Annotated in this window: 22 protein-coding genes; 16 read left to right on the forward strand and 6 right to left on the reverse strand. The window is 72.0% G+C overall.

Going from position 1 to position 21,010, the window contains the following annotated elements; translation table 11 throughout:
• The first annotated feature begins 10 nt into the window (after positions 1–10).
• Complete coding sequence (gene ribH / locus AB0I79_RS02220; protein ID WP_357865966.1) at positions 11–478, forward strand: 6,7-dimethyl-8-ribityllumazine synthase; 468 nt, start codon at positions 11–13, stop codon at positions 476–478.
• 19 nt (positions 479–497) lie between these two features.
• Positions 498–950, forward strand: a complete 453-nt coding sequence (locus AB0I79_RS02225; protein WP_357865968.1) for a PH domain-containing protein — start codon at positions 498–500, stop codon at positions 948–950.
• Here AB0I79_RS02225 and AB0I79_RS02230 read toward each other — a convergent pair.
• On the reverse strand, positions 947–1,195 hold the full coding sequence (locus tag AB0I79_RS02230; RefSeq protein ID WP_357865970.1) for a hypothetical protein: 249 nt from the start codon (positions 1,193–1,195) through the stop codon (positions 947–949). The two genes, AB0I79_RS02225 and AB0I79_RS02230, sit on opposite strands and share 4 nt — an antisense overlap.
• 202 nt (positions 1,196–1,397) lie before the next feature.
• On the opposite strand from AB0I79_RS02230, the gene AB0I79_RS02235 reads away from it, so the two are divergent.
• The 4 genes from AB0I79_RS02235 to AB0I79_RS02250 are packed head-to-tail and all read left to right on the forward strand — an operon-like array spanning position 1,398 to position 4,986.
• Positions 1,398–2,264: a MoxR family ATPase gene (locus tag AB0I79_RS02235; RefSeq protein WP_357865971.1), complete on the forward strand. Its 867-nt coding sequence runs from the start codon at positions 1,398–1,400 to the stop codon at positions 2,262–2,264.
• Positions 2,257–3,333, forward strand: coding sequence for a VWA domain-containing protein (locus AB0I79_RS02240; RefSeq protein ID WP_357865973.1), 1,077 nt, complete (start codon positions 2,257–2,259; stop codon positions 3,331–3,333). Before AB0I79_RS02235 ends, AB0I79_RS02240 begins: the two co-directional genes overlap by 8 nt.
• Positions 3,326–4,417 (forward strand): XdhC/CoxI family protein, encoded by a 1,092-nt coding sequence (locus AB0I79_RS02245; RefSeq protein WP_357865975.1) that lies wholly within the window; start codon positions 3,326–3,328, stop codon positions 4,415–4,417. Before AB0I79_RS02240 ends, AB0I79_RS02245 begins: the two co-directional genes overlap by 8 nt.
• Positions 4,414–4,986: a nucleotidyltransferase family protein gene (locus AB0I79_RS02250; RefSeq protein WP_357865977.1), complete on the forward strand. Its 573-nt coding sequence runs from the start codon at positions 4,414–4,416 to the stop codon at positions 4,984–4,986. The genes AB0I79_RS02245 and AB0I79_RS02250 overlap by 4 nt, the downstream gene beginning before the upstream one ends.
• A gap of 100 nt (positions 4,987–5,086) precedes the next feature.
• Here AB0I79_RS02250 and AB0I79_RS02255 read toward each other — a convergent pair whose 3' ends face one another.
• Positions 5,087–5,974, reverse strand: a complete 888-nt coding sequence (locus tag AB0I79_RS02255; protein WP_357865979.1) for an endonuclease/exonuclease/phosphatase family protein — start codon at positions 5,972–5,974, stop codon at positions 5,087–5,089.
• Between the two features lie 93 nt (positions 5,975–6,067).
• Between AB0I79_RS02255 and AB0I79_RS02260 the strand changes: the two genes are divergently transcribed.
• Positions 6,068–7,108: an LLM class F420-dependent oxidoreductase gene (locus AB0I79_RS02260; RefSeq protein ID WP_357865981.1), complete on the forward strand. Its 1,041-nt coding sequence runs from the start codon at positions 6,068–6,070 to the stop codon at positions 7,106–7,108.
• A 218-nt stretch (positions 7,109–7,326) separates the two neighbouring features.
• Complete coding sequence (locus tag AB0I79_RS02265) at positions 7,327–8,607, forward strand: dicarboxylate/amino acid:cation symporter (protein ID WP_357865982.1); 1,281 nt, start codon at positions 7,327–7,329, stop codon at positions 8,605–8,607.
• Between the two features lie 55 nt (positions 8,608–8,662).
• On the opposite strand, the gene AB0I79_RS02270 is transcribed toward AB0I79_RS02265, so the two are convergent.
• On the reverse strand, positions 8,663–8,872 hold the full coding sequence (locus AB0I79_RS02270; RefSeq protein WP_357865984.1) for a helix-turn-helix transcriptional regulator: 210 nt from the start codon (positions 8,870–8,872) through the stop codon (positions 8,663–8,665).
• Entirely contained in the window at positions 8,872–9,477 is a 606-nt protein-coding gene (locus AB0I79_RS02275) for a DUF2975 domain-containing protein (protein WP_357865986.1), read from the reverse strand. Before AB0I79_RS02275 ends, AB0I79_RS02270 begins: the two co-directional genes overlap by 1 nt.
• Positions 9,478–9,632: 155 nt before the next feature.
• On the opposite strand from AB0I79_RS02275, the gene AB0I79_RS02280 reads away from it, so the two are divergent.
• The 8 genes from AB0I79_RS02280 to AB0I79_RS02315 all read left to right on the forward strand — a co-directional run bounded on the left by AB0I79_RS02280 (position 9,633) and on the right by AB0I79_RS02315 (position 16,919).
• Positions 9,633–11,417, forward strand: a complete 1,785-nt coding sequence (locus AB0I79_RS02280; RefSeq protein ID WP_357865987.1) for a serine/threonine-protein kinase — start codon at positions 9,633–9,635, stop codon at positions 11,415–11,417.
• A gap of 65 nt (positions 11,418–11,482) precedes the next feature.
• Positions 11,483–12,520 (forward strand): Xaa-Pro peptidase family protein, encoded by a 1,038-nt coding sequence (locus AB0I79_RS02285; protein WP_357865989.1) that lies wholly within the window; start codon positions 11,483–11,485, stop codon positions 12,518–12,520.
• A gap of 25 nt (positions 12,521–12,545) precedes the next feature.
• Entirely contained in the window at positions 12,546–13,106 is a 561-nt protein-coding gene (efp, locus tag AB0I79_RS02290; protein WP_225273946.1) for an elongation factor P, read from the forward strand.
• A 1-nt stretch (position 13,107) separates the two neighbouring features.
• Positions 13,108–13,518, forward strand: coding sequence for a transcription antitermination factor NusB (gene nusB / locus AB0I79_RS02295; RefSeq protein WP_357865991.1), 411 nt, complete (start codon positions 13,108–13,110; stop codon positions 13,516–13,518).
• A 230-nt stretch (positions 13,519–13,748) separates the two neighbouring features.
• Positions 13,749–14,090, forward strand: a complete 342-nt coding sequence (locus AB0I79_RS02300; RefSeq protein ID WP_357865992.1) for an MmcQ/YjbR family DNA-binding protein — start codon at positions 13,749–13,751, stop codon at positions 14,088–14,090.
• Positions 14,091–14,259: 169 nt separating this feature from the next.
• Positions 14,260–14,979 (forward strand): methyltransferase domain-containing protein, encoded by a 720-nt coding sequence (locus AB0I79_RS02305; protein WP_357865994.1) that lies wholly within the window; start codon positions 14,260–14,262, stop codon positions 14,977–14,979.
• Positions 14,980–15,039: 60 nt separating this feature from the next.
• Entirely contained in the window at positions 15,040–16,281 is a 1,242-nt protein-coding gene (locus AB0I79_RS02310; protein ID WP_357865996.1) for a DNA polymerase IV, read from the forward strand.
• 230 nt (positions 16,282–16,511) lie between these two features.
• Positions 16,512–16,919 (forward strand): DUF3040 domain-containing protein, encoded by a 408-nt coding sequence (locus AB0I79_RS02315; RefSeq protein WP_357865998.1) that lies wholly within the window; start codon positions 16,512–16,514, stop codon positions 16,917–16,919.
• A gap of 347 nt (positions 16,920–17,266) precedes the next feature.
• On the opposite strand, the gene AB0I79_RS02320 is transcribed toward AB0I79_RS02315, so the two are convergent.
• Both AB0I79_RS02320 and AB0I79_RS02325 read right to left on the reverse strand, forming a co-directional pair.
• Entirely contained in the window at positions 17,267–19,699 is a 2,433-nt protein-coding gene (locus AB0I79_RS02320; protein WP_357865999.1) for a transglutaminaseTgpA domain-containing protein, read from the reverse strand.
• On the reverse strand, positions 19,696–20,958 hold the full coding sequence (locus AB0I79_RS02325) for a DUF58 domain-containing protein (protein ID WP_357866001.1): 1,263 nt from the start codon (positions 20,956–20,958) through the stop codon (positions 19,696–19,698). The genes AB0I79_RS02320 and AB0I79_RS02325 overlap by 4 nt, the downstream gene beginning before the upstream one ends.
• Between the last annotated feature and the right edge of the window lie 52 nt (positions 20,959–21,010).

Raw genomic sequence — 21,010 nt, forward strand, 5'->3', positions numbered from 1 at the left:
GGGAGAACGCATGAGCGGGGAAGGAAGGCCGGGCGTCGCGGTGCCCGACGCGTCGGGGCTGACGGTGGGCGTGGTCGCGGCGAGCTGGCACGCCAAGATCACCGACCAGCTCGTCTCGCGGGCCGTGCAGGCGTGCGACGACAGCGGCGCCAGCGCGACCGTGGTACGGGTGCCCGGCTCGCTGGAGATCCCGGTGGTCGCCCAGGCCCTGGCCCGCCGCTGCGACGCGGTGGTGGCGCTGGGCGCGGTCATCCGCGGCGAGACGGCCCACTTCGACTACGTGTGCGACTCGGTGACGTCGGGTCTGACCAGGATCTCGCTGGATGAGGAGACACCGATCGGCAACGGCGTGCTCACCGTCGAGAACATGGACCAGGCGCTCGACCGGTCGGGGCTGCCAGGAAGCAAGGAGGACAAGGGGTACGAGTCGGCCATCGCCGCGCTCGAGACCGCCCTCCTGCTCAGGACCCTCCACTGACCTACGGTAGGTTTCCTTCGTGCCAGAGCCCGTATCCCCTCCGCCCCTGCCCGTCACCTGGCGTCCGCGCCGGGGCCGCGTCGTCGCCTACGGCTTCGCGGTCGTGATCGTGCTGGGGGCGGTGGTGATGGCGGTCTTCATCGCGCAGCCGTTCAAGCTGCCGGACCGGGTGGCGATCGTGGCGTTCGGGTGCGCGGTGGCGTGGGTGCTGCATCTGCTGGGCCGGGTGCGGGTGGAGGCGGACGAGAAGGGGCTCACGATCGTCAACGCCGTCCGCACCCAGCGGGTGACGTGGCCGGAGGTGCTGGAGGTCACGATGGTGGTGGGCGATCCGTGGCCGCGGCTCGACCTGTCGGACGGGCGTACGGTCGGGGTCATGGGCATCCAGGGCTCGGAGAAGGCCCGCGCCCGTCAGGCGACGGCGGAGCTGCGGGCGCTGATCCGGGAGCGCGGCGAGGCGCCCGAGGGCTAACCCGGCTCGGCGAAGAGCTCGTCGACGGTGTCGACGGTGAGGATGCGGATCAGCCACTGCTGCAGGAGCTCGAAGTCTTCGCAGGTGGCGATCGCTTCCCGCTTCTCCGGGCAGATCCACAGGAAGCGGGTCTGCAGGGCGACGTCGATCGCCCTGCGAGCGGCGGTGATCTTGCGCTGTTCTCTGGTCGCCGGCGAGACGTGGTGGTCTTCCCACGACTCGGGCATGCCTGGGGGAACGGGCATCAGTCCTCGACCGGGATCTCGGCCGCCGTGGTGGCGGAGACGGCACACGGGGTCATGTCGGTAGCAAGGCGAGGGGGCATGCCTTGACATCCTCTCACTCGGTGATCAAGATCTTACACTCTGTCATGGTCGCTCCGGGTGAATATCGCCGAAGCTGGTGTCGACGTAGCCTGAAGGCGTGCTGCGGCGGACAATCAGGGCAATGGACATCGAGTCGCCGGACAAGCTCATCGAGCTCCTCGACCGGCACGCCTACCTGGCCGACGAAGGGCTGGCCACGGCCGCCTTCCTGGCGCTGCGGATGGGGCGGCCGCTCTTCCTCGAAGGGGAGGCGGGGGTCGGCAAGACGGAGCTGGCCAAGACGCTCGCCGCGCTGCTGAAGGCGCCGCTCATCAGGCTCCAGTGCTACGAGGGCCTGGACGCCGCCCAGGCGCTGTACGACTGGGACTTCGCCCGCCAGCTCCTCCACCTCAAGGCCGCCGAGGCCGCCGGGATCACCGACGTGAGCAGGCTGGAGGGGGAGATCTACGACCGCAGGTTCCTCATCGCCAGGCCGCTGCTAAAGGCGATCGAGACGCAGCCGAGCGTGCTGCTGGTGGACGAGATCGACCGGGCCGACGACGAGTTCGAGGCGTTCCTGCTGGAGGTGCTCTCCGACTTCACGATCTCGATCCCCGAGCTGGGCACCATCAAGGCCAGGATACCGCCGGTGGTCGTGGTGACCTCGAACAGGACGCGCGAGGTGCACGACGCGCTCAAGCGGCGCTGCCTCTACCACTGGCTGGAGCACCCGAGTTTCGACCGAGAGGTGGCCATCCTGCTGCGGCGGCTGCCCCGCTGCACCGAGACGCTGGCGATGCAGGTGGCGCGGGCGGCCGAGCGGCTGCGGCAGGCCGATCTGGTCAAGCCGCCCGGCGTGGCCGAGACGCTGGACTGGACGGAGGCGCTGCTGACGCTGGGGGCCAAGGAGCTCGACCCCGACCGGGCGGCCGCCACGCTGGGCGCGGCGCTGAAGTACCGGGAGGACGTGGCGGCGGTGATCGGCAACGGGCTGCTCTCCCATGGATGAGCTCGCCGCCACCATGACGGGGTTCGCCAGGACGCTGCGCGCGGCGGGCGTCGCGGCCGACCACGAGCGTACGCAGAACCTGCTCAGGGCGCTCGACCACCTCGACGTGACCGACCCGGGCGAGGTGTACTGGGCCGGCCGGCTGACGTTGTGCGCCGGCCCCGACGACCTGCCCCGCTACGACCGGTGCTTCGCCGCCTACTTCGGCGGGCGGAAGGCGGCGCTGCAGCGTACGGCGACGACGAGCGTCACCCGCCACCTCGCCGAGCGGCAGGGCGACGGCGAGAGCGGCGGTGACGACGGCACGCCGGCCCCCGCCACCGCGAGCCGGATCGAGGTGCTGCGGCACCGGGACGTCGCCAGGCTCACCGAGGCCGAGCGCGCCGAGGTGCACCGCATGATGGCGCTGCTGAAGGGCGGCCGGGCGCGGCGGCGGTCACGGCGCTTCGAGAGCGCCCACCGGGGCAGCCTGGACCAGCGCCGCACCATCCGCGACGCGCTCAGGAAGGGCGAGGTCGCCAGGCTCCGGCACCGCAGGCACACCACCAGGCCGCGCACGGTGGTGATGTTCGTGGACGTGAGCGGCTCGATGGCCCCGTACGCCGAGACCCTGCTGTGCTTCGCCCACGCGCTGGTCAGGAGCGAGCCGAGGGCCACCAGGGTCTACTCGGTCGGCACCCGGCTCACCCCGATCACCGCCGAGCTGCGCCACCGCGACCCCGGCACCGCGCTGAACGAGGTGTCCAAGGTCATCCCCGACTGGAGCGGCGGCACCCGGCTGGGGGAGGAACTCAAGGAGTATCTCGCCCGTTTCAGCGCAAGGGGCGCGATCGCGTTGATCGCATCGGACGGGTGGGAACGAGGTGACCCCGAGCTGCTGGGCACGCAGCTGGCGAGGCTGGCCAGGCAGGCGTACCGGGTGATCTGGGTCAACCCGCACAAGGGGTACGAGGACTACCAGCCGCTCACCGGCGGCATGCGGGCCGCCCTGCCGTACCTCGACGACCTGGTGGCCGGGCACAGCCTGGCCGCCTTCGAGCAACTCAGCGAAAGGCTCGCGCATGCGTGACGTGCTGCCGGAGATCATGAAGTGGTGGCGGTCGGGGCTCAGGTTCGGGCTGGCCACGGTGGTCGGCACCTGGAGCAGCGCGCCCAGGCCGCCGGGCGCGGCGATGGCGGTGCGCGGGGACGAGGTGGTCGGCAGCGTCTCGGGCGGCTGCGTCGAGGGCGCGGTGTTCGAGCTGGCCGCCGGGATCGAGACGCCCGTCCTGCAGCGGTACGGCGTGAGCGACGACGACGCCTTCGCCGTCGGGCTCACCTGCGGCGGCATCATCGACATCCTAGTGGAGCCCGTCTCCATCGAGACCTTCCCCGAGCTGGGCGAGATCGCGGCGTCGGTGGAGGCGCACGAGCCGGTCGCCGTGGCCACCATCGTCTCCGGTCCCGGCCAGGCCGGCGCCCGCCGCATCATCTGGCCGGACCGCACCAAGGGCACGCTCGGCCTCGAACGCCTCGACGACGCCGTGGACGACGACGCCCGCGGCATGCTCGCCCAGGGCCTGACCGGCCTGCGGCACTACGGCGGGCAGGGGGAGCGGCGGCTGGACGACCTGGCGGTGTTCGTGCACTCGTTCGCGCCGCCGCCGCGGATGCTGGTGTTCGGGGCGATCGACTTCGCCGCGGCGGTGGCCAGGGTGGGCAAGTTCCTCGGCTACCACGTCACGGTGTGCGACGCGCGGCCGATCTTCGCCACCGCCAAGCGTTTCCCCGACGCCGACGAGGTGGTGGTCAAGTGGCCGCACGACTACCTGGCCTCCGTGCAGGTGGACGAGCGTACGGTGATCTGCGTGCTGACCCACGACCCCAAGTTCGACGTCCCGCTGCTGGAGGTGGCGCTGCGTACCGGAGCCGGGTACGTCGGCGCGATGGGCTCGCGCCGCACCCACGACGACCGCCTGGCCCGCCTGCGCGAGGCCGGGCTCACCGAGGCCGAGCTGGCCAGGCTGAGATCGCCGATCGGCCTCGACCTGGGCGCGCGCACGCCCGAGGAGACGGCCGTGTCGATCGCCGCCGAGCTGATTCAGCTCCGGTGGGGCGGCTCCGGCCGCCCGCTGTCCACGACGCGGGGCCGCATCCACCACGAGGCGCCATGAGGTCGTCCAGGACGGCCGGGCTGCTGCTCGCGGCCGGCGAGGGGACGCGGCTGGGCAGGCCCAAGGCGCTGGTCGAGTTCGCGGGCGAGCGGCTGGTGGACCGGGGTGTGCGGATGCTGGAGGAGGGCGGCTGCCACCCGGTCGTGGTCGTGCTGGGCGCGGCCACGGTGCAGGTGCGCGGGGCCGTCACCGTACGCAATGCGGACTGGGCCTCCGGCATGGGGTCGTCGCTGCGGGTCGGGCTGGCCGCGCTGCCCGAGGAGGCCGAGTCGGTGGTGGTCGCGCTGATCGACCAACCGCTGATCGGGCCGGGCGCGGTACGCGCGCTGATCGCCGCGGGCGCCACCGGGCTGGCGGTCGCGACCTACGGGGGCCGGCGCAGGAACCCCGTGCTGATCGCCCGCCCGCACTTCGCCGGCGTGGCCGCGCTGGCCGTGGGCGACGTCGGGGCGCGGCCGTTCATGCAGGCGCATCCCGGGCTGGTCACCGAGGTGCCGTGCGACGAGTACGGCGACCCGGCCGACATCGACACGCCGGAGGACCTCGCCCGCCTGGAGCCGTCCGCGTAGGCCGTCCGTCCAGGCAGGCCCGTCCAGGCGGGCCCGTCCGGGCCGTCAGCCCAGGGCTGTCCGGCCGGGCCGTTCGTCCGGGCCGTTCTGGGCCGTTCGTCTAGAGCCGCAGTGAGGCGATCGCGGCCCGATGGTCGCTGCCGGTCGCCGGGGCCACGCCCGCCTTGGTCGCGGTCATCCCCTTGAACAGGATGTGGTCGGGCCGGGTGACGGGGAACTCGGCCGGCCAGGTGAAGCCGAACCCGTCGCCCGCCGCGACCTGCGCGTCGGTCAGCGGCGGCGTCAGGCCGCGCATGCCGCGGTCGGTGGTGGCGGTGTTGAGGTCGCCGAGCAGCAGGATGCGCTTGCTGCGGTCGGCGTCGATGAGCTTGCGCGCGTGCGCCAGCGAGGCGTCACGCGAGGTGGTCTGGCCGGGCCTGGCCGAGGCCAGGTGCATGACGTAGACGGTCACCTTGCCCTTGGGGGTGGTGACGACCGCGCGCAGGGCGCGCGGCCAGCCGAGGCCGATGTCGAGCGGCTCGGTCTCGCTGATCGGGTAGCGGCTCCACAGGCCGACCGTGCTGACCGGGTAGTGGTACTTGAACATCTTGTTGAGCTGCTTGGCCGCGGGCCCGCCCTTGGTCAGCTCCTGCGCGGCCAGCACGTCGAGGTCCTTGGCGATCACGCGTACGGCCTCGCCGGACGCGCTGTTGCGCACGCCCACGTTGACGGTGCCGACGGCCAGGTCGCTGGGCCCGCCCGGCGGCGTGCGGAAGAGCGTGGAGCCGAACATGACGGCCCACACCAGCCCCGGCACCAGCGCCGCGGCGGCGGCAGCGGTGGAACGTGCCACCGCGGCGGCGGCGAGCAGCACGGGAACGGCGAGCCCGATCCAGGGCAGCAGGCTCTCGAGGACGGGCGTGAACCCGCCGAGAGCGGGGATCAACCCGTGCCCCGCCAGGGCCGCGGCCACCACGACGGACACGACGATGACGAGCCGACTCAGCACCCGAACCAGGCTAGCGGCTCCCACCCCGCATCGCCGACGCGATAACATGTCCGAGTCGTAACAGAACATCATTCGGTCCAGCGGGAGCCCGGCATGCGCATCGGTATGGCACTCAAGTACTCGGGTGGTTTCAAGGAGTCGGTGGCAGAGCTGGCCGACTACGAGAAGGCCGGGCTCGACATCGTGTTCGTGGCCGAGGCCTACTCCTTCGACGCGGTCAGCCAGATGGGCTACATCGCGGCCAAGACCGAGCGGCTGGAGATCGCCTCGGGCATCCTGCCGATCTACTCGCGCACGCCGACGCTGATGGCCATGACGGCCGCCGGCCTCGACTACGTCTCCGACGGGCGTTTCACGCTCGGCATCGGCGCCTCGGGGCCGCAGGTGATCGAGGGCTTCCACGGGGTGCCGTACACCGCGCCGCTGGGGCGTACCAGGGAGGTCATCGAGATCTGCCGGCAGGTCTGGCGGCGCGAGCGCGTCCAGTACGAGGGCAGGCACTACACCGTGCCGCTCCCGGCCGGCCAGGGCACCGGCCTGGGCAAGCCCCTCAAGATCATCAATCACCCGGTACGCCCCCGCATCCCGATCGTGGTGGCCGCCATCGGGCCCAAGAACGTCGAGCTGACGGCCGAGCTGGCCGAGGGCTGGGAGCCGATCTTCTACGTGCCCGAGAAGGCCGCCGAGGTGTGGGGCCCCGCGCTGGCCGCGGGCAAGGCCAAGCGCGATCCCGAGCTGGGCGAGCTCGACGTGATCGCCCAGGCCAGCCTGGCGATCGGTGACGACGTGGCCGGGCTGCTGGAGTTCGGGCGGCCGATGGCGGCCCTCTACATCGGCGGCATGGGCGCCAAGGGCAGGAACTTCTACAACGACCTGGCCAGGCGCTACGGCTACGAGAAGGAGGCCGAGCTGATCCAGGACCTCTACCTGGAGGGCAAGAAGGAGGAGGCCGCCGCGCAGGTGCCTGCCGAGCTGCTGGAGAAGATGTCGCTGGTCGGCAGCGAGGGCTACGTGCGCGATCGGGTGCAGGCGATGAAGGAGTCGGGCGTGACGACCCTGAACGTGACGCCGCTCGGCAGGACGCACGAGGAGCGGCTCCGGCTGATCGAGACGATCAAGGAGTTTGCCGCATAGTGAGGTAGATCACCCGGATTGGGGGAATGCTCCCTTTTTCGCGGCTGTTGTTGCACGTCGTGAGGTTTTCCCTGGTGTTCGTGTGGCTCGTAGAGCGGCTGCACATCGATCTGTGCCGCTTGCACGGCTCGCTCTGTAGCTGACGGCTGCCCGTCCGTCCACACCCCTCACCAGGCGTGCCCCTTCGGCATGCCCTTCTCGCGAAGGCTTCCTCATCCGTGAAGAGATTCTCCTTTTCCCTGCAGCTCCTGCTGGGCCTCCTCGTCGGCGTGGTGCTCGGCTTCGCCGCCAAGATCTGGGACGTGGCCTGGCTCGCTGAGACGCTGAAGCAGGTCGGTCAGATCTTCGTCCAGCTCCTCAAGCTGGCCGTGCCGCCGCTCGTCTTCACCGCCGTGCTGGTCAGCGTGGCCAACCTGCGCAACGTCAACGGCGCGGCCCGGCTCGCCTCCAAGACGCTGCTGTGGTTCCTGATCACGGCGTTCGTCTCGGTCTCGCTGGCGATCGGGCTGGGCCTGCTCATCAACCCCGGCCAGGGCGTCACCCTCGACACCGCCGGGGCCAAGCCCTCCGACACCCAGGGCACCTGGCTCGACTTCGTCACCGGCATCCTGCCGACCAACGTCGTGACCGCCTTCACCGAGGTGAACGTCCTCCAGATCGTGTTTCTGGGAGTCGTCCTCGGTGCGGCGGCGATGGCCGTCGGCGAGAAGGCCGAGCCGTTCCTGAACCTCGCCCGTTCCGTGCTGGAGCTGGTGCAGAAGGCGCTGTGGTGGGTCATCCGCCTGGCGCCGATCGGTACGGCGGGCCTGATCGGCAAGGCCGTGTCCACGTACGGCTGGGAGCTGCTGGCGCCGCTGGCCAAGTTCAGCGCCGGCGTCTACGTCGGCTGCTTCGTCGTGCTGCTGGCCGTGTACCCGACGCTGCTGGCCGTGTGGGGCAAGGTCAGCCCCGTCACGTTCTTCCGCAACGCCTGGCCCGCCATCGAGCTGGCCTTCGTCTCGCGCTCCTCGGTCGGCACGCTGCCGCTGACGCAGCGGGTCACGGTCGAGCGCAACGGCGTGGACCGTGACTACGCCTCGTTCGCGGTTCCGTTCGGGGCCACCACCAAGATGGACGGCTGCGCCTCGGTGTACCCGGCGCTGGCCGCGATCTTCGTGGCCCAGGTGTTCGGGGTGCCGCTCGGGTTCGGCGACTACCTGCTGATCGCGTTCGTCTCGGTGGTCGGCTCGGCCGCCACGGCGGGCCTGACCGGCGCCACGGTGATGCTGACGCTCACGCTCAGCACCCTGGGGCTGCCGCTGGAGGGCGTCGGGCTGCTGCTGGCGATCGACCCCATCCTCGACATGATCCGCACCGCGACCAACGTGACCGGCCAGATGGTGGTGCCGGTGCTCGTGGCGCGCTCCGAGGGGCGCCTGGACACGGCGGTCTTCAACGCGCCGCCGCAGTCGCTCGACCGCGCGCCCGCGCCGCGCGTGCCCGAGCCGGCCGCTGCCTGATCCGGCCGCCGGTTGATCCGGCTCGACCTTGAGGGGGGTGGCTCCGGCCGCCCCCTCATTCGTATGTCAGCAGGTCTCCGGGCTGGCAGCCCAGCGCCTCGCACAGGCGCGCCAGCGTCGAGAAGCGCACGGCCTTGGCGTGGCCGTTCTTCAGGATGGACAGGTTGACGACGGTGATCTCCACGCGGTGCGACAGCTCGGTGAGCGTCATGCCGCGCTCCTTGAGCACCTCGTCCAGCCGCACCCTGATGATCGGCTCCCCCATCAGATCGTGGCCTCGACCTCTTCGAGCAGGGCCAGGCCCCGGCGGACGATCTCCGACACGCCGAGCGCGGCGAGTCCCGCGACGACGGCGCCGACCAGCTCGCCCGACGGCAGGTAGAAGGGATGGGTCTCGGCCAGCAGCATGGGGGAGAGTATGGCCTGCGCCACGGCGCCGAGCACGGCCGACACGACCGAGCCCACGATCAGGATCCAGCCGAGCCTGCGCAGGTGATCGGCCGTGACCGTGGAGAACAGGGCACGATCGCCCGACCTGGCCCTGCGCAGCGCCCGTACGACCGTGAACAGCGCCAGCAGGGCCGTCGCCGTGCCCGGCGCCCACATCAGCAGGTAGAGCAGGCCGACCAGCGGTGCGGCGCCGCGCGGGCGGACCGTCACCTCGGCGCTGATGGCCTCGACCGTGGCGCCGCCGACGGTCATGCCCGCCGCCGGCGCGTCGAAGACCTGCAGGGGGATGCCCATGCCCTTCGCGGTGCCGAAGAACGCGATCGCGACGTTGGCGAGGAGGCCGGCCAGGGCGCCCAGGACGCCGAGGGCCAGGCCGGTGCTCAGCAGGGTTTCCAGTCTGATGATCCAGCGAGTTGGCATAACGATAATCGTAAATAACGAAAGTCGTTATGTCGAGAGGGGTGGGGGGCGAAGGTGGGGCGGGCGGGGTTGCGAGGGCCCTATGGTGGGTCGGAAATCCTGATATTCGAGTAATTGGCGGGGATATGTCCGACGGGACGGAGCGTGCGCCGTCATTGGTCGCTGACCGGTACCGGCTTGACGAGCGCATCGGCAGCGGGCCGATGGGCGAGGTGTGGCGCGGGTACGACACGCGGGCCGACTGGGTCGTGGCCGTGAAGGTGCTGGGCGCCAGGGCGGCGGGTGCCGCCACCCGGGAGGTGCTCAGGCAGCACGCTCAGGCCGTGGCGCGGGTGATCCATCCGAACGTGGCCATGGTCCTCGACGTCGGTGACCACGAGGGGGCTCCGTTCCTGGTCATGGAGTACCTCACCGGGCTCAGCCTCGGCGAGGAGCTGGCCGCGCGCGGGCCCATGAAGATCGTCGAAGTGTGCGACCTGGTCGGGCAGGCGGCTGCCGGGCTGGACGCCGCGCACCGGGCCGGCGTGGTGCACGGGCGGGTCGGTCCCGACAGCTTCCGGCAGGCCGCCAGCGGGGTGCTCAAGGTCGTCGGGTTCGGGATGGACGAGCGGGCGCCCGCGCCCGCCGGGAGCCGGTACGTGGCGCCCGAGCGGGCCGCGGGGGAGGTGGCGCGGGCTCCCGGGGATGTGTACGCGCTGGGGTGGGTGTGTTACGAGCTGCTGTGCGGGCGACCGCCCTTCGGAGACGGTGCGGCGTCCGAGGCGGGCGCGTCCGGCCAGGAGGCCGCGCCGGGCGAGGCGGCGGCTGAGCGGACTGCGCCGGGTGGTGCGGCGGCTGAGCGGAGTGCGCCGGGTGGTGCGGCGGCTGAGCGGAGTGCGCCGGGTGGTGCGGCGGCTGAGCGGAGTGCGCCGGGTGGTGCGGCGGGGCAGGGTGCCGCCGGCCGGGGACGGCCCGTTCCGCCGAGCGCGATCAGGCGTGAGGTGCCGCCCGAGCTGGACCGGCTGGTGCTGGCCATGCTCGCCGAGGACCCTGCGCAGCGGCCCGCCAGCGGCGAGGCCATCAGGCGCGCGCTCGCGGCCATCGCCCGGCCGAAGCCCGGCCTGGCCGGCCCGCCCGTGACCGGCGTCTCCCTTCGTGACCCCGGCCTCAACCCGGGCGCCGCGGGCGCGATGGGTGCGGGCGCCGGAGTCGGGGGTCCGGGCGGTCCTGGGACTGGGCCGGGTGCGGGTGGCGCGCCGACCGGTGGCTTCGGCCGTCCGGGGCAAGGGGCGACGGAGGTCTTCCACGCCGGTGCGGCGGGCGGGGCAGGCGGGGCGCCGCCGAGGGCCGGCGACACCGCGGTCTTCCAGGCGGGCGACCTGGAGCCGGAGCCGCCCTCGGCCCCGAACCGCAAGCTGATCATCCAGCTGGCCGCCGCCGTCGTCGTCATCGCGGCCGTGACCGTCGGCATGGTGATGTGGGCGGGCGCGCGCGAGGAGCCGCCGGTCGCGCAGAGCACCCCGACGGCCGAGGTCAGCACGCCGCCGGCGACCCCCAGCACCTTGCCGTCCACCCCCGACCCCTCGCCGGACCTCGGGCTCACCGCCGGTCCCGACGAGGACCCCGACGAGGATCCCGACTACCTGCGCGAGACCTCGATCCCCAAGGCCACGCTCGGGGAGGCGATCCCGCCCGGCGGGTACGCCAAGTGGCTGCAGGAGTTCGACGAGGCGCTGATGGCCCAGCAGAGCATGGGCGGCATCGACCCCCGGGTCGCGGGCAAGGCCCGGGAGAAGCTCCGCAGGGCGGCCAGGAAGTTCGGCGAGGGCAAGCCCGACGCCACGCTCGACCAGATCGCCGATGTCTACCGTGACCTGGCCAGGGCGCAGGAGAAGGGCGACATGGCGCCGGATGGCCCGGCTGCGGCGTTCATGGGGGAGTGGCGGCTCCCCACCAGGTAGCCGACCGGCATTTGGGACTTGACGGGCAATAGTGACAAGAGGGGCGTTACACGTACATTGGGCGAATGACCTTCGACTACGCGGCGCGCAGGGGGCGGCTGGCCGAGTTGCTGCCCGCCCACGACGTCCACGCCCTGCTGGTCACCTCCCCCGTCAACGTCCGCTACCTCACCGGCCTGGCCAGCTCGAACGCCGCCGTCCTGGTCAGGGCGGACGGCACGGCGCTGCTGGCCACCGACAACCGCTACATCGAGGCGGCGCGCAAGCTGGACGTGCCGTCGGCCGAGGCGGCGGACGTGGCGGGCAGGCTGGCGGCGCCGGGCACCGGGATCGAGGCCGCGAGCATGAGCGTGGCCGCCTACCGCCGGCTGGGGGACGGGCTCGTGCCGCTGGGGCCGGTGGTGGAGCTGCTGCGCGCGGTCAAGGACGAGGCGGAGCTGGAGCTGATCCGCACCGCCTGCGCCATCACCGACCAGGCCTTCGCCGACGTCTCCCCGCGGATCGCCCCCGGGATGACCGAGCGCGAGCTGGCCGGCCTGCTCGATCGCCGCATGACCGAGCTGGGCGCCGACAAGCCCGCGTTCGACACGATCGTGGCATCCGGCGAGAACGGCGCGATCCCGCACCACACCCCCGCCTCGCGGGAGCTGCGCGCCGGGGACCTGGTGACCCTCGACTTCGGCGCCCGCTACCAGGGCTACCACGCCGACATGACCAGGACGGTCAGCCTCGGCCCGCCCGCCGGCTGGCAGCGCGAGGTGTACGAGCTGGTCGCCGCCGCGCAGCGGGCGGGCAGGCGCGCCCTCGCCCCGGGCGCGCTCGCCGGGGAGGTGGACGACGCCGCCCGCTCCGTCATCGAGAGTGCGGGCCACGGCGGGCACTTCAGGCACGGTCTCGGTCACGGGGTCGGGCTGGAGATCCACGAGGAGCCGTTCCTGGGCCCCTCGCGGACCGGTAGACTAGAGGATCGAGTTCCGATCACCGTCGAGCCTGGGGTCTACCTCCCGGGCCGGGGCGGCGTCCGGATCGAGGACACCCTCGTGACACGTGAGGGCGGGCCGGAACTTTTCACGAAGACGACCAAGGAGCTGCTCGTCCTTTAGAGCGGCCACACGCGGGAGAGAACGAGTGGCGACGACCAACGACCTCAAGAACGGCATGGTGCTGAAGCTCGACGGCGGTGAGCTCTGGGCCGTTGTGGAGTTCCAGCACGTCAAGCCGGGCAAGGGCGGCGCGTTCGTGCGTACCAAGCTCAAGAACGTCCTCTCCGGCAAGGTCGTCGACAAGACCTTCAACGCCGGGGTGAAGGTCGAGGTGGCCAACGTCGACAAGCGCGAGATGCAGTACTCGTACAAGGACGGCGACGACTTCGTGTTCATGGACACCGAGACCTACGACATGGTCAACGTGCCCAGCGCCACGGTCGGCACCGCCGCCAACTACATGCTGGAGAACACGCTGGCCACGGTGGCCTTCAACGAGGGCTCCGCGCTCTACGTCGACCTGCCCGCCGCCGTCGAGCTGACCATCTCCAACACCGAGCCCGGTCTGCAGGGCGACCGCTCCACCGGCGGCACCAAGCCCGCCACGCTGGAGACCGGCGCCGAGATCAAGGTGCCGCTGTTCATCACCACCGGCGAGAAGGTCAAGGTCGACACCCGCAGCGGCGAATACCTCGGCCGGGCCTGAGGTGTCGGCACGGGGCAAGGCACGCAGGCGAGCGCTCGACATCCTGTTCGAGGCCGAGCTGCGCAGCGAGAATCCGCTGAAGATCCTCGCCGAGCGCGTGGAGCGGCAGGAGCCGCCGGTGAACGAGTACACCTCGACCATCGTCGAGGGCGTCGCCAGGCACCACGCGCGCATCGACGAGCTGATCACCACCTACGCCGAGGGCTGGACGCTGGACCGGATGCCCGCGGTCGACCGCAACCTGCTGCGCGGCGGCACGTACGAGCTGCTCTGGATGCCGGGCGTGCCCGAGGGCGTGGTCATCAGCGAGTGGGTGCACCTGGCGGGGGAGCTGTCGACCGACGAGTCCCCGCAGTTCGTCAACGGCCTGCTGGCCCGCTTCAAGCAACTCAAGCCAAGCCTCACCCTTTAGACACCCCCTTTGGTCACGCGTTCGCGGGCCGGGGCCGCCCGTTCGGGGTACGTTCTGACCACGCCGGCCTGCACCACGGCTTGCGAGGCGAGGGACGAGTACTGGTCCGCGGTCAGGCTTCGCATCCGTCAGCCCGGGGCGGGTGCCTGACCGTGTGGCCGAGCCCGTACGGAAAGTGGCGCGTCACCAGCCGCGACGCGCCCTTTTCCGTCTCCGGCCGGCGTGGGCCCATGGTGACCGAGGACGACGTGCGCAGGCTCGCGCTCGCGCTGCCCGAGACCTCCGAGAAACTCATGTACGGCACCCCCGCCTTCTACGTGCGAGGCAGGTGGTTCGCCCGGATCAAGGAGGAGGGCGACCTGCTGGTGCTCCCGGTGGCCTCGCAGGAGGACAAGCAGGAGCTGATCGCCGCCCAGCCGGGCACGTTCGGCAGCACGCCGCACTACGACGGGCACGCCATCGTGCTCGTGCGGTTCGGGGCGGTGGACCCCGCGGAGATGGGCGAGCCGCTGACCGACGCGTGGCGGTTGCGGGCGCCCGGGCGGCTGGCCGCCTGCCTGGGTGACGGCTGAGCGGAACGGGTATCGGCGGTGGGGAGCGGGAGCTCCCGCGTACGGCGTAGGCTGGGCCCGACCACGAAGAAAGCCGTTCGCGACGTGCACCTTCGCGGCGTGCACATTTTGCGGGGAGAGAGGCGAGCCGACGTTGCGTGCTGAAGGCGTCACCACGAGGACCCCGGCGGTGCGGACCGCCGTCGTCTGGGACGCGTTGCGGTCCATGCTGGCCGAGCGCACGGCGGCCACCGGCCGGGAGTCGCTCGACATCGTCGACGCCGGCGGCGGCACCGGCGGGTTCGCCGTGCCGCTGGCCGCGCTGGGCCACGCCGTCACCGTCGTCGACCCGAGCCCCGACTCGCTGGCCGCGCTGGAGCGCCGCGCCAAGGAGAAGGGCGTCAGCGTGCGCGGCCTGCAGGGCGACGCCGCCGACCTGGGCGAGCTGCTCGATCGCGACGCCGCCGACCTGGTCCTGTGCCACAGCGTGCTGGAGTACGTGGAGGACCCGATCAGCGCGCTGACCGCGGTCGCGGCCCTGCTGCGCAGGGGCGGGGCCGTCAGCGTGCTGGCCGCCAACCCCGTCGGCAGCGCCATCCACCGGGCGCTGTCCGGGCAGTTCGACGAGGCCGTCGCCGTGCTGGCCGACCCGAGGGGCACCTGGGGCGATCGTGACCCCACGCCCAGGCGCTTCGCCGCCGACACGCTCGTCGAGCTGCTGACCGCGACGGGGTTCGCGGTCGGCGCGATCCACGGCGTGCGCGTCTTCGCCGACCTGGTGCCCAGCAGGCTCGTGGACGGCGAGCCGGGCGCCGCGGAGGCGCTGGTGGCGCTGGAGCAGGCCGCCTCGACCCATCCCGTGCTGCGTGACATCGCCATGCAGCTCCACGTGCTCGGCCACCGCAACTGAAGGAAGTTCCCATGCCCGCTCCCCTCGGTATAGAACGCCTGTTCGGATAGACTCGGAGGCGTGTCTCGCAAGCAGATCACCGGCATCGGCCCCGCTCCGCGGACCGGGGTCGATGACAGCGGCTGCCCGATCCTCCATGTCGACATGGACGCGTTCTTCGCCAGCGTCGAGCTGCTCGACCGTCCCGAGCTGCGCGGCCGCCCGGTGATCGTGGGCTCGCCCGCGGGGCGCGGCGTCGTGCTCAGCGCCACCTACGAGGCCAGGGCCTTCGGCGTGCACTCGGCGATGCCGATGAGCAGGGCGCGCCGGCTCTGCCCCCAGGCCACGATCATCCCGCCCAGCCACGGCAAGTACTCCGAGGTCTCCAAGGGCGTGATGGAGATCTTCCATACGGTCACCCCGCTGGTGGAGCCGATCGCGTCCGACGAGGCGTTCCTCGACGTCGGCGGCGCGCGGCGGCGGCTCGGCGCGCCCGCCTCCGTGGCGGCCATGATCAGGGAGCAGGTCCTCGACCGCTACGGCATCACGTGCTCCGTCGGCGTGGCGAGCAGCAAATTCGTGGCAAAACTCGCCTCCAAGCAGTGCAAGCCCGACGGGTTGCTGGTGGTGCCCGCCGACCAGGTCGTCGACTTCCTCCACCCGCTGCCCGTGTCGGCCCTGTGGGGGGTCGGCGAGCGCACCGAGCAGTCCCTCGTGCGCCTGGGCATCCGCACGGTCGGAGATCTGGCCAGAGTGCCGTCCAGCACGCTCCAGCGGGAGCTGGGGCAGGCCGTGGGGGCCCATCTGGCGGCGCTGGCCTGGGGGCGTGACGAGCGGGCCGTGACCGCCCACGTGCCCGACAAGAGCATCGGCAACGAGGAGACGTTCGCGGCCGACGTCGACGACCCCGAAGTGATCAAGCGGGAGCTGCTGCGTCTGTCGGAGCGGGTGGCGGCCCGCATGCGTAAGGCCGGTCACGTGGGAAGAACTGTAAGTGTGAAGCTACGCCGAGCCGATTTCACCACGATCAACCGCTCGCGCACGCTGCGTGAGCCGACTGACGTGGCACAGGTGATCTACGCCACCGCCTGCGAGCTGTTCGAGGCGGCCGGGCTCGACCGGGTGCGGCTGCGCCTGGTGGGGGTCCGGATGGAGAACCTGCGGCCGGCAGACGAGGCCACCCGCCAGCTCGCTCTGGGGGAGAAGGAGACCGGGTGGCGCGAGGCAGAGCAGGCCATGGACAAGGCGATCCGAAGATTCGGACCCGATGCGGTGCTCCCGGCGTCGCTTGTACGTGGCAAGCTTGATGAAATAGAGACATGACGTTCGATGTGCGGACATGCTGGGGGCGTCCGTGTCAGGATTTTGGGGGAAGGGGGGCGAGATGGTCCACAATAGAGCCATGACGTCACCTCCGGTTTGGTCTGCGTTGGACGTTTGCTTTCGCCTACGTCTACAGCCTCGTATTCTGGGGATAACCGACCGCGAGGTTCGGACACCCCGTGTCGTCCGTTGCCGTCTTCCCCGTCCTGGGGCTGTCCTTGGGAGGCGCCGTGCCGCTCTCTGAGCACGAGCAGCGCTTGCTCGACCAGATCGAGCAGGCCCTCTACGCCGAGGACCCGAAGTGGGCCAACACCGTAAGGATCAGCGACCCGCGCAGCCATTACAAGCGTCGCCTCATCAAGGCCTCCATCGGCTTTGCTGTCGGTGTCGTGACCATGATGGTCGGCGTGGTGTTGAGTGGCGCTGCCCTGATCCCGCTCGGCGTCGGCGGTTTCGTGGTCATGCTCGCCGCGTGTCTGTGGGGCCTGTCGAGTTGGAAAAAGATGAACGGGTTCGGTGACTCCGCCCCCGCCGCAGGCGCGGCGCCTCCTCCGGGCAAGCAGGCCCGCAGGGGAAACCGGGGCAGTTTCATGGAGCGCATGGAAGAGCGCTGGCGCCGTCGCCACGACGAGCGCTGACCCGACCGGCAGACCGACGGCGTGCGGCCGCCCCCTCACGGGGACGGCCGCATGTGCGGTCGGTGTGAAGGCGGGGCTCGGCGCGCCGCGCCCTCGCGAGTTCCGGCGTCGCCGCGCCGGCCGCACCACCCCCGACGGCACCGTCCGCTTCCTCGGCGGCGCCATGGCTCTCTGCAGATCTTGACGGCCGGGCACTGCCCGCCGGGGAGTGACGGGGCCCCGACGGCACGCCCGCACCGGCCGTCCCCCGCGCTCCACTCGCCTGCCGGCGCATGAGCGCCCCCAGCAGCAGATGGCGGTCGCCCCCCCAGGGGGACGACCGCCATTCGCACGCCAGGTCCTGTGCCTCAGCCGCCCTTCTGGGTCGCCGTCCGGCGCAGCCTGATCGTCTCCAGCAGGTCGAACCCGTCCAGCAGCCGCTCACCCAGGAGCCGCAGCCGGCGCAGCGTCGACGGGGGCAGCAGCACCGCCCGTACCCGCCGGCCGCGTGACACCGTGGCCGCCAGGGCCTGCCGCACCTTGCGCAGGTCCTTGCTCATGGGCTCGATCCGGCCCGGGTCGCGGGCGAACAGCACCCGCTCGACCGCCGAGGCGATGGCCGTGATGGCCGCCGCCGAGCCGGCGTCGAACTCGTACTGCTGGGTCAGCCGCCGGGCCAGCGCCCGCGGGGTCTCGCTGGTCTCGCGGGCCATGCCGTAGTCGTACAGCACGTCGTCCAGCTCGGCCCACGCGGCGGCCACCGTGACCTGGTCGCGGCCCGACACCATCCTGGCCGTCAGCTCGTCGGAGGGCTGCGACACCTTCCAGCCGAGGCTGCGCACCCGCCGGTTCCTGGTGATCAGCCGCAGGCCAGCCGGGATCAGCAGGACCAGCACCAGCGCCGCCGCCCCGATGCCGATCTTGCCGATCAGCGGCATCGAGTCGTCCGGGGGCAGCGCGCCGGTCGCGACCGTGCCCTCACGGTCCAGCTCGCGGATGTTGCGCCGGGCCGTCGGGCTCTGCGGCTCGTCGGCGGAGGAGCTGGTCGCCCCCGGCGTCGGCGTGCTGCTCGTCCCTGGCGTCGGCGTCGGCCGCGGCTCCGCGTACGCCGGCACCATCGCGCTGCCCTGACCGGCCGCCCCCGACGGGGTCGGCTCGAACGGCAGCCAGCCCACGCCCTCGAAGTACAGCTCCGGCCAGGAGTGGGAGTCGTTCGTGCCCACCTCCCACCGGTCGCCGACCTGCACGCCGCCCGTGTAGCCGATCGCCACCCGAGACGGGATGCCCACCATCCTGGCCAGCACCGCCATCGACGCGGCGAACTGCTCGCAGTAACCGACCCGGTCACTGATCAGGAAGTTGCGCAGCGCCGAGCTGTTGTGCCCCTGCGTGCGCAGGTCGTACTGGAAGTTGCCCGGTCTGGTGAAGAACTCCTGGAGCTTCAGTGCCGCGTCGTAGCTGGTCCTGGCGCCCGCCGTCTCGTCCTCGGCCAGCTTCCTGATCTCCGGCGGCAGGCCGTCGGGCAGGGCGAGGAAGCGCTCGTCCACCTCCGGCCTGATGCCGTCGAAGGAGTCGAGCAGGTCCGCGGTCGGCTCCGGCTCGCTCGTCATCACGTCGTAGTCGATGCCGGCGGCCTCCTCGCGGGTGGAGAAGACCATGAGCGTGTCCACGTCCGCCCGCCAGTCGCCGTCCACCCTGATCTCCCGCGCCGGGTACGGCAGCGGCAGGAACTGCAGCCGCGCGATCTCGTCGCTGATCTGGACGTTCGTGACGACGTTGTTGATCTTCACCTCGGGGCCGAGCCCCGGCGGCTCGGGCAGCGGCCCGTTCTCCGTCCTGTTCTCCGGCGCGCCCTTGGGCTGCGTCATGCCGAACTGCTGCCCGTCGAAGGTGTCCAGCGCGTAGATCCGCAGGTAGCGGGGCTTGTTGTCGGAGCTGGTGTAGGACAGGACCACCCGCCGCTGCGGCAGGTCGAGCTGTCCCTTCAGGTTGGCGATCGGGTTCGGGATGCTGATCGAGTTGCCGGGCCCCGAGCCGCGCCCGCCCACGCCGAACGTGAAGAACGACACCGGCTCCATCGCCGGCAGCGCCGCCGGCAGCAGCACGGCCAGCAGGATCGCGGCGAACCCGATGCGCTTGCCCGACAGCCGCAGGCCGCTGGTGTCCGCCGGCGCGCCGCCACCGGCCGGTGCGCCGGACGTGGCCTGGCGTGTGCGGCGTACCAGCACCGCCCTGCCCCAGTGGCCCACCCGCTCGCGCCCGTCGGCGATCAGCAGGCTGACGAAGCCGAGCGCGGCCACGATGAACGCCCACCAGCTGACCGGCTCGGTCAGGATCGTCGCCGGCACCGTGGCCAGCGCCAGCAGCGGCAGCCCCGACAGAGCCGCTCGCCGCACCCGCGCGGCGAGCAGGTCCACGGCGATCGCGATCAGCGCCACGCCGCCGGCGGTCAGCAGCGTGATGCCCTCGGTCTCCGGCACGGGGGCCGCGAAGCGCTGGATGTCGGCCCAGCCGACGCCCAGCAGCCTGGCCAGCTCCACCACCGATCCCTTGGTGGGCACCACCAGCGCCCACGCCTCCTCGGAGGCGAAGGCCGCCGTCAGGTAGATCCACGTCGCGGCCACGCCCACCAGCGGCGCCGCCCACGCGGGCAGGGACAGGCGGCTGCTCAGCAGCCCCGCCGCCACCACGGCCAGCACGGCGCCGAGCGAGGTCCAGAACCAGCCGCCGCCCTGGAAGAGCGGGGAGAGCAGGAGCGCCGCGGTGAACGCGGCCACTCCGGAGGCGATCGTCAGTCTCATGCCGCCCCTCCCGTGGGGTTGAGCGCGTACCTGCCGCGGTTGGCGGCGTCCTGCCACACGGACGCGATCGAGGTGCCGGCGGGCAGGTTCACGATGCGCCAGCCGTACCCGGCCAGCACGGTCTGCACGGCCTGGTGGTTCTCCTCGGCGGCCCGGTCGCGGCTCTCCCACGTGCTCACGTCGAGCAGGACGGCCACGCCGGTGATGCCGCTGTGCCGCAGCCTGGCCAGCTCCCTGGCCTCCTCGGCGTCCATCGCGCCCAGCACCGCCACGATCAGCCCGTCGCCGCCGCCCGAGCGCAGCGCCGAGATGCCCATCTCCAGGGAGCGGGCCGGGCTGTGCCGCACCATGGCCAGGGTGTCGAGCAGCGAGTAGCTCAGGCCGGAGTCGGTCAGGTGCTCGGCGCCTTGGTCGGTGACCAGTCGCAGGCCGAGGCCCTCGTGGGCGAGGTGCACGCCGATCGAGGCCGCGGCCGAGACCGCCACCTCGAACGACGAGCGCGGGCCCTCGCCGCGGTGGGCGTGCCTGCGCGTGTCCAGCAGGAGCGCGCCGCGGCTCTGCCACTGCTGCTCCTCGCGGCGCACCATCAGCTCGCCGTAGCGGGCAGTCGAACGCCAGTGCACCCGGCGCAGGTCGTCGCCCTGGCGGTACTCGCGCGGCGCCACGTCGTCGTCGCCGGCCGCCGCCACGCTCCTGGTCCTGCTGTCGCCGCCGCCCGTCCACTCACCCGACAGCCGTACGTGCGGCAGCGCCGCGACGTGCGGCGTCACCACCAGCGTGTCGCTGATCGTGAACGAGCGGGTCAGCTCCACCAGCCCGAACGGGTCGGCGATGCGGATGGACAGCGGCCCGATCGTGTACCGGCCGCGCAGGTCGGAGCGGACCCGGTAGTCGATCTCCCGCACGCCGCGCGGCTCCACCCGGTCCAGCACGAACCGGGGCCGCACGCCCAGCGCGTACGGCACCGTGTCCTCGATGAGCAGCAGGCCGGTGGGCAGCCTGGTGACGTTCTCCAGCCGCAGGGTCACGGTGGCCTCTCCGCCCACCTCGGCCCTCGGCGGGTCCAGGCGCCTGGCGCAGCTCAGCCGGTAGCGGGTCCGCGCCACCACCATCGCGGCCAGCAGCGGCAGCGCCGTCACCAGGACGCCGATCCTGAACAGGTCGTTCTCGCCCAGCAGGAACGCCATCAGCAGAGCGGCGATCCCGGACGCGAGGAACGACCGTCCCCTGGACGTCAGCGCCCGCATCCCGGCTCTCACTGTGTCTCCCCCGGCCCGGGACCGGGACCTCGCTGGAGGTTCTCGCTTCGCT

The organism is Nonomuraea sp. NPDC050202 (assembly GCF_040656115.1).
Classification (GTDB): Bacteria; Actinomycetota; Actinomycetes; order Streptosporangiales; family Streptosporangiaceae; genus Nonomuraea.

Excerpts from the sequence above, each read along its gene's own strand:
- ribH (WP_357865966.1), top strand. The coding sequence starts at position 11 with ATGAGCGGGGAAGGAAGGCCGGGCGTCGCGGTGCCCGACGCGTCGGGG.
- AB0I79_RS02230 (WP_357865970.1), bottom strand. The coding sequence starts at position 1,195 with ATGCCCGTTCCCCCAGGCATGCCCGAGTCGTGGGAAGACCACCACGTC.
- AB0I79_RS02235 (WP_357865971.1), top strand. The coding sequence starts at position 1,398 with ATGGACATCGAGTCGCCGGACAAGCTCATCGAGCTCCTCGACCGGCAC.
- AB0I79_RS02240 (WP_357865973.1), top strand. The coding sequence starts at position 2,257 with ATGGATGAGCTCGCCGCCACCATGACGGGGTTCGCCAGGACGCTGCGC.
- AB0I79_RS02245 (WP_357865975.1), top strand. The coding sequence starts at position 3,326 with ATGCGTGACGTGCTGCCGGAGATCATGAAGTGGTGGCGGTCGGGGCTC.
- AB0I79_RS02250 (WP_357865977.1), top strand. The coding sequence starts at position 4,414 with ATGAGGTCGTCCAGGACGGCCGGGCTGCTGCTCGCGGCCGGCGAGGGG.
- AB0I79_RS02260 (WP_357865981.1), top strand. The coding sequence starts at position 6,068 with ATGCGCATCGGTATGGCACTCAAGTACTCGGGTGGTTTCAAGGAGTCG.
- AB0I79_RS02270 (WP_357865984.1), bottom strand. The coding sequence starts at position 8,872 with ATGGGGGAGCCGATCATCAGGGTGCGGCTGGACGAGGTGCTCAAGGAG.
- AB0I79_RS02275 (WP_357865986.1), bottom strand. The coding sequence starts at position 9,477 with ATGCCAACTCGCTGGATCATCAGACTGGAAACCCTGCTGAGCACCGGC.
- AB0I79_RS02285 (WP_357865989.1), top strand. The coding sequence starts at position 11,483 with ATGACCTTCGACTACGCGGCGCGCAGGGGGCGGCTGGCCGAGTTGCTG.
- AB0I79_RS02300 (WP_357865992.1), top strand. The coding sequence starts at position 13,749 with ATGGTGACCGAGGACGACGTGCGCAGGCTCGCGCTCGCGCTGCCCGAG.
- AB0I79_RS02320 (WP_357865999.1), bottom strand. The coding sequence starts at position 19,699 with ATGAGACTGACGATCGCCTCCGGAGTGGCCGCGTTCACCGCGGCGCTC.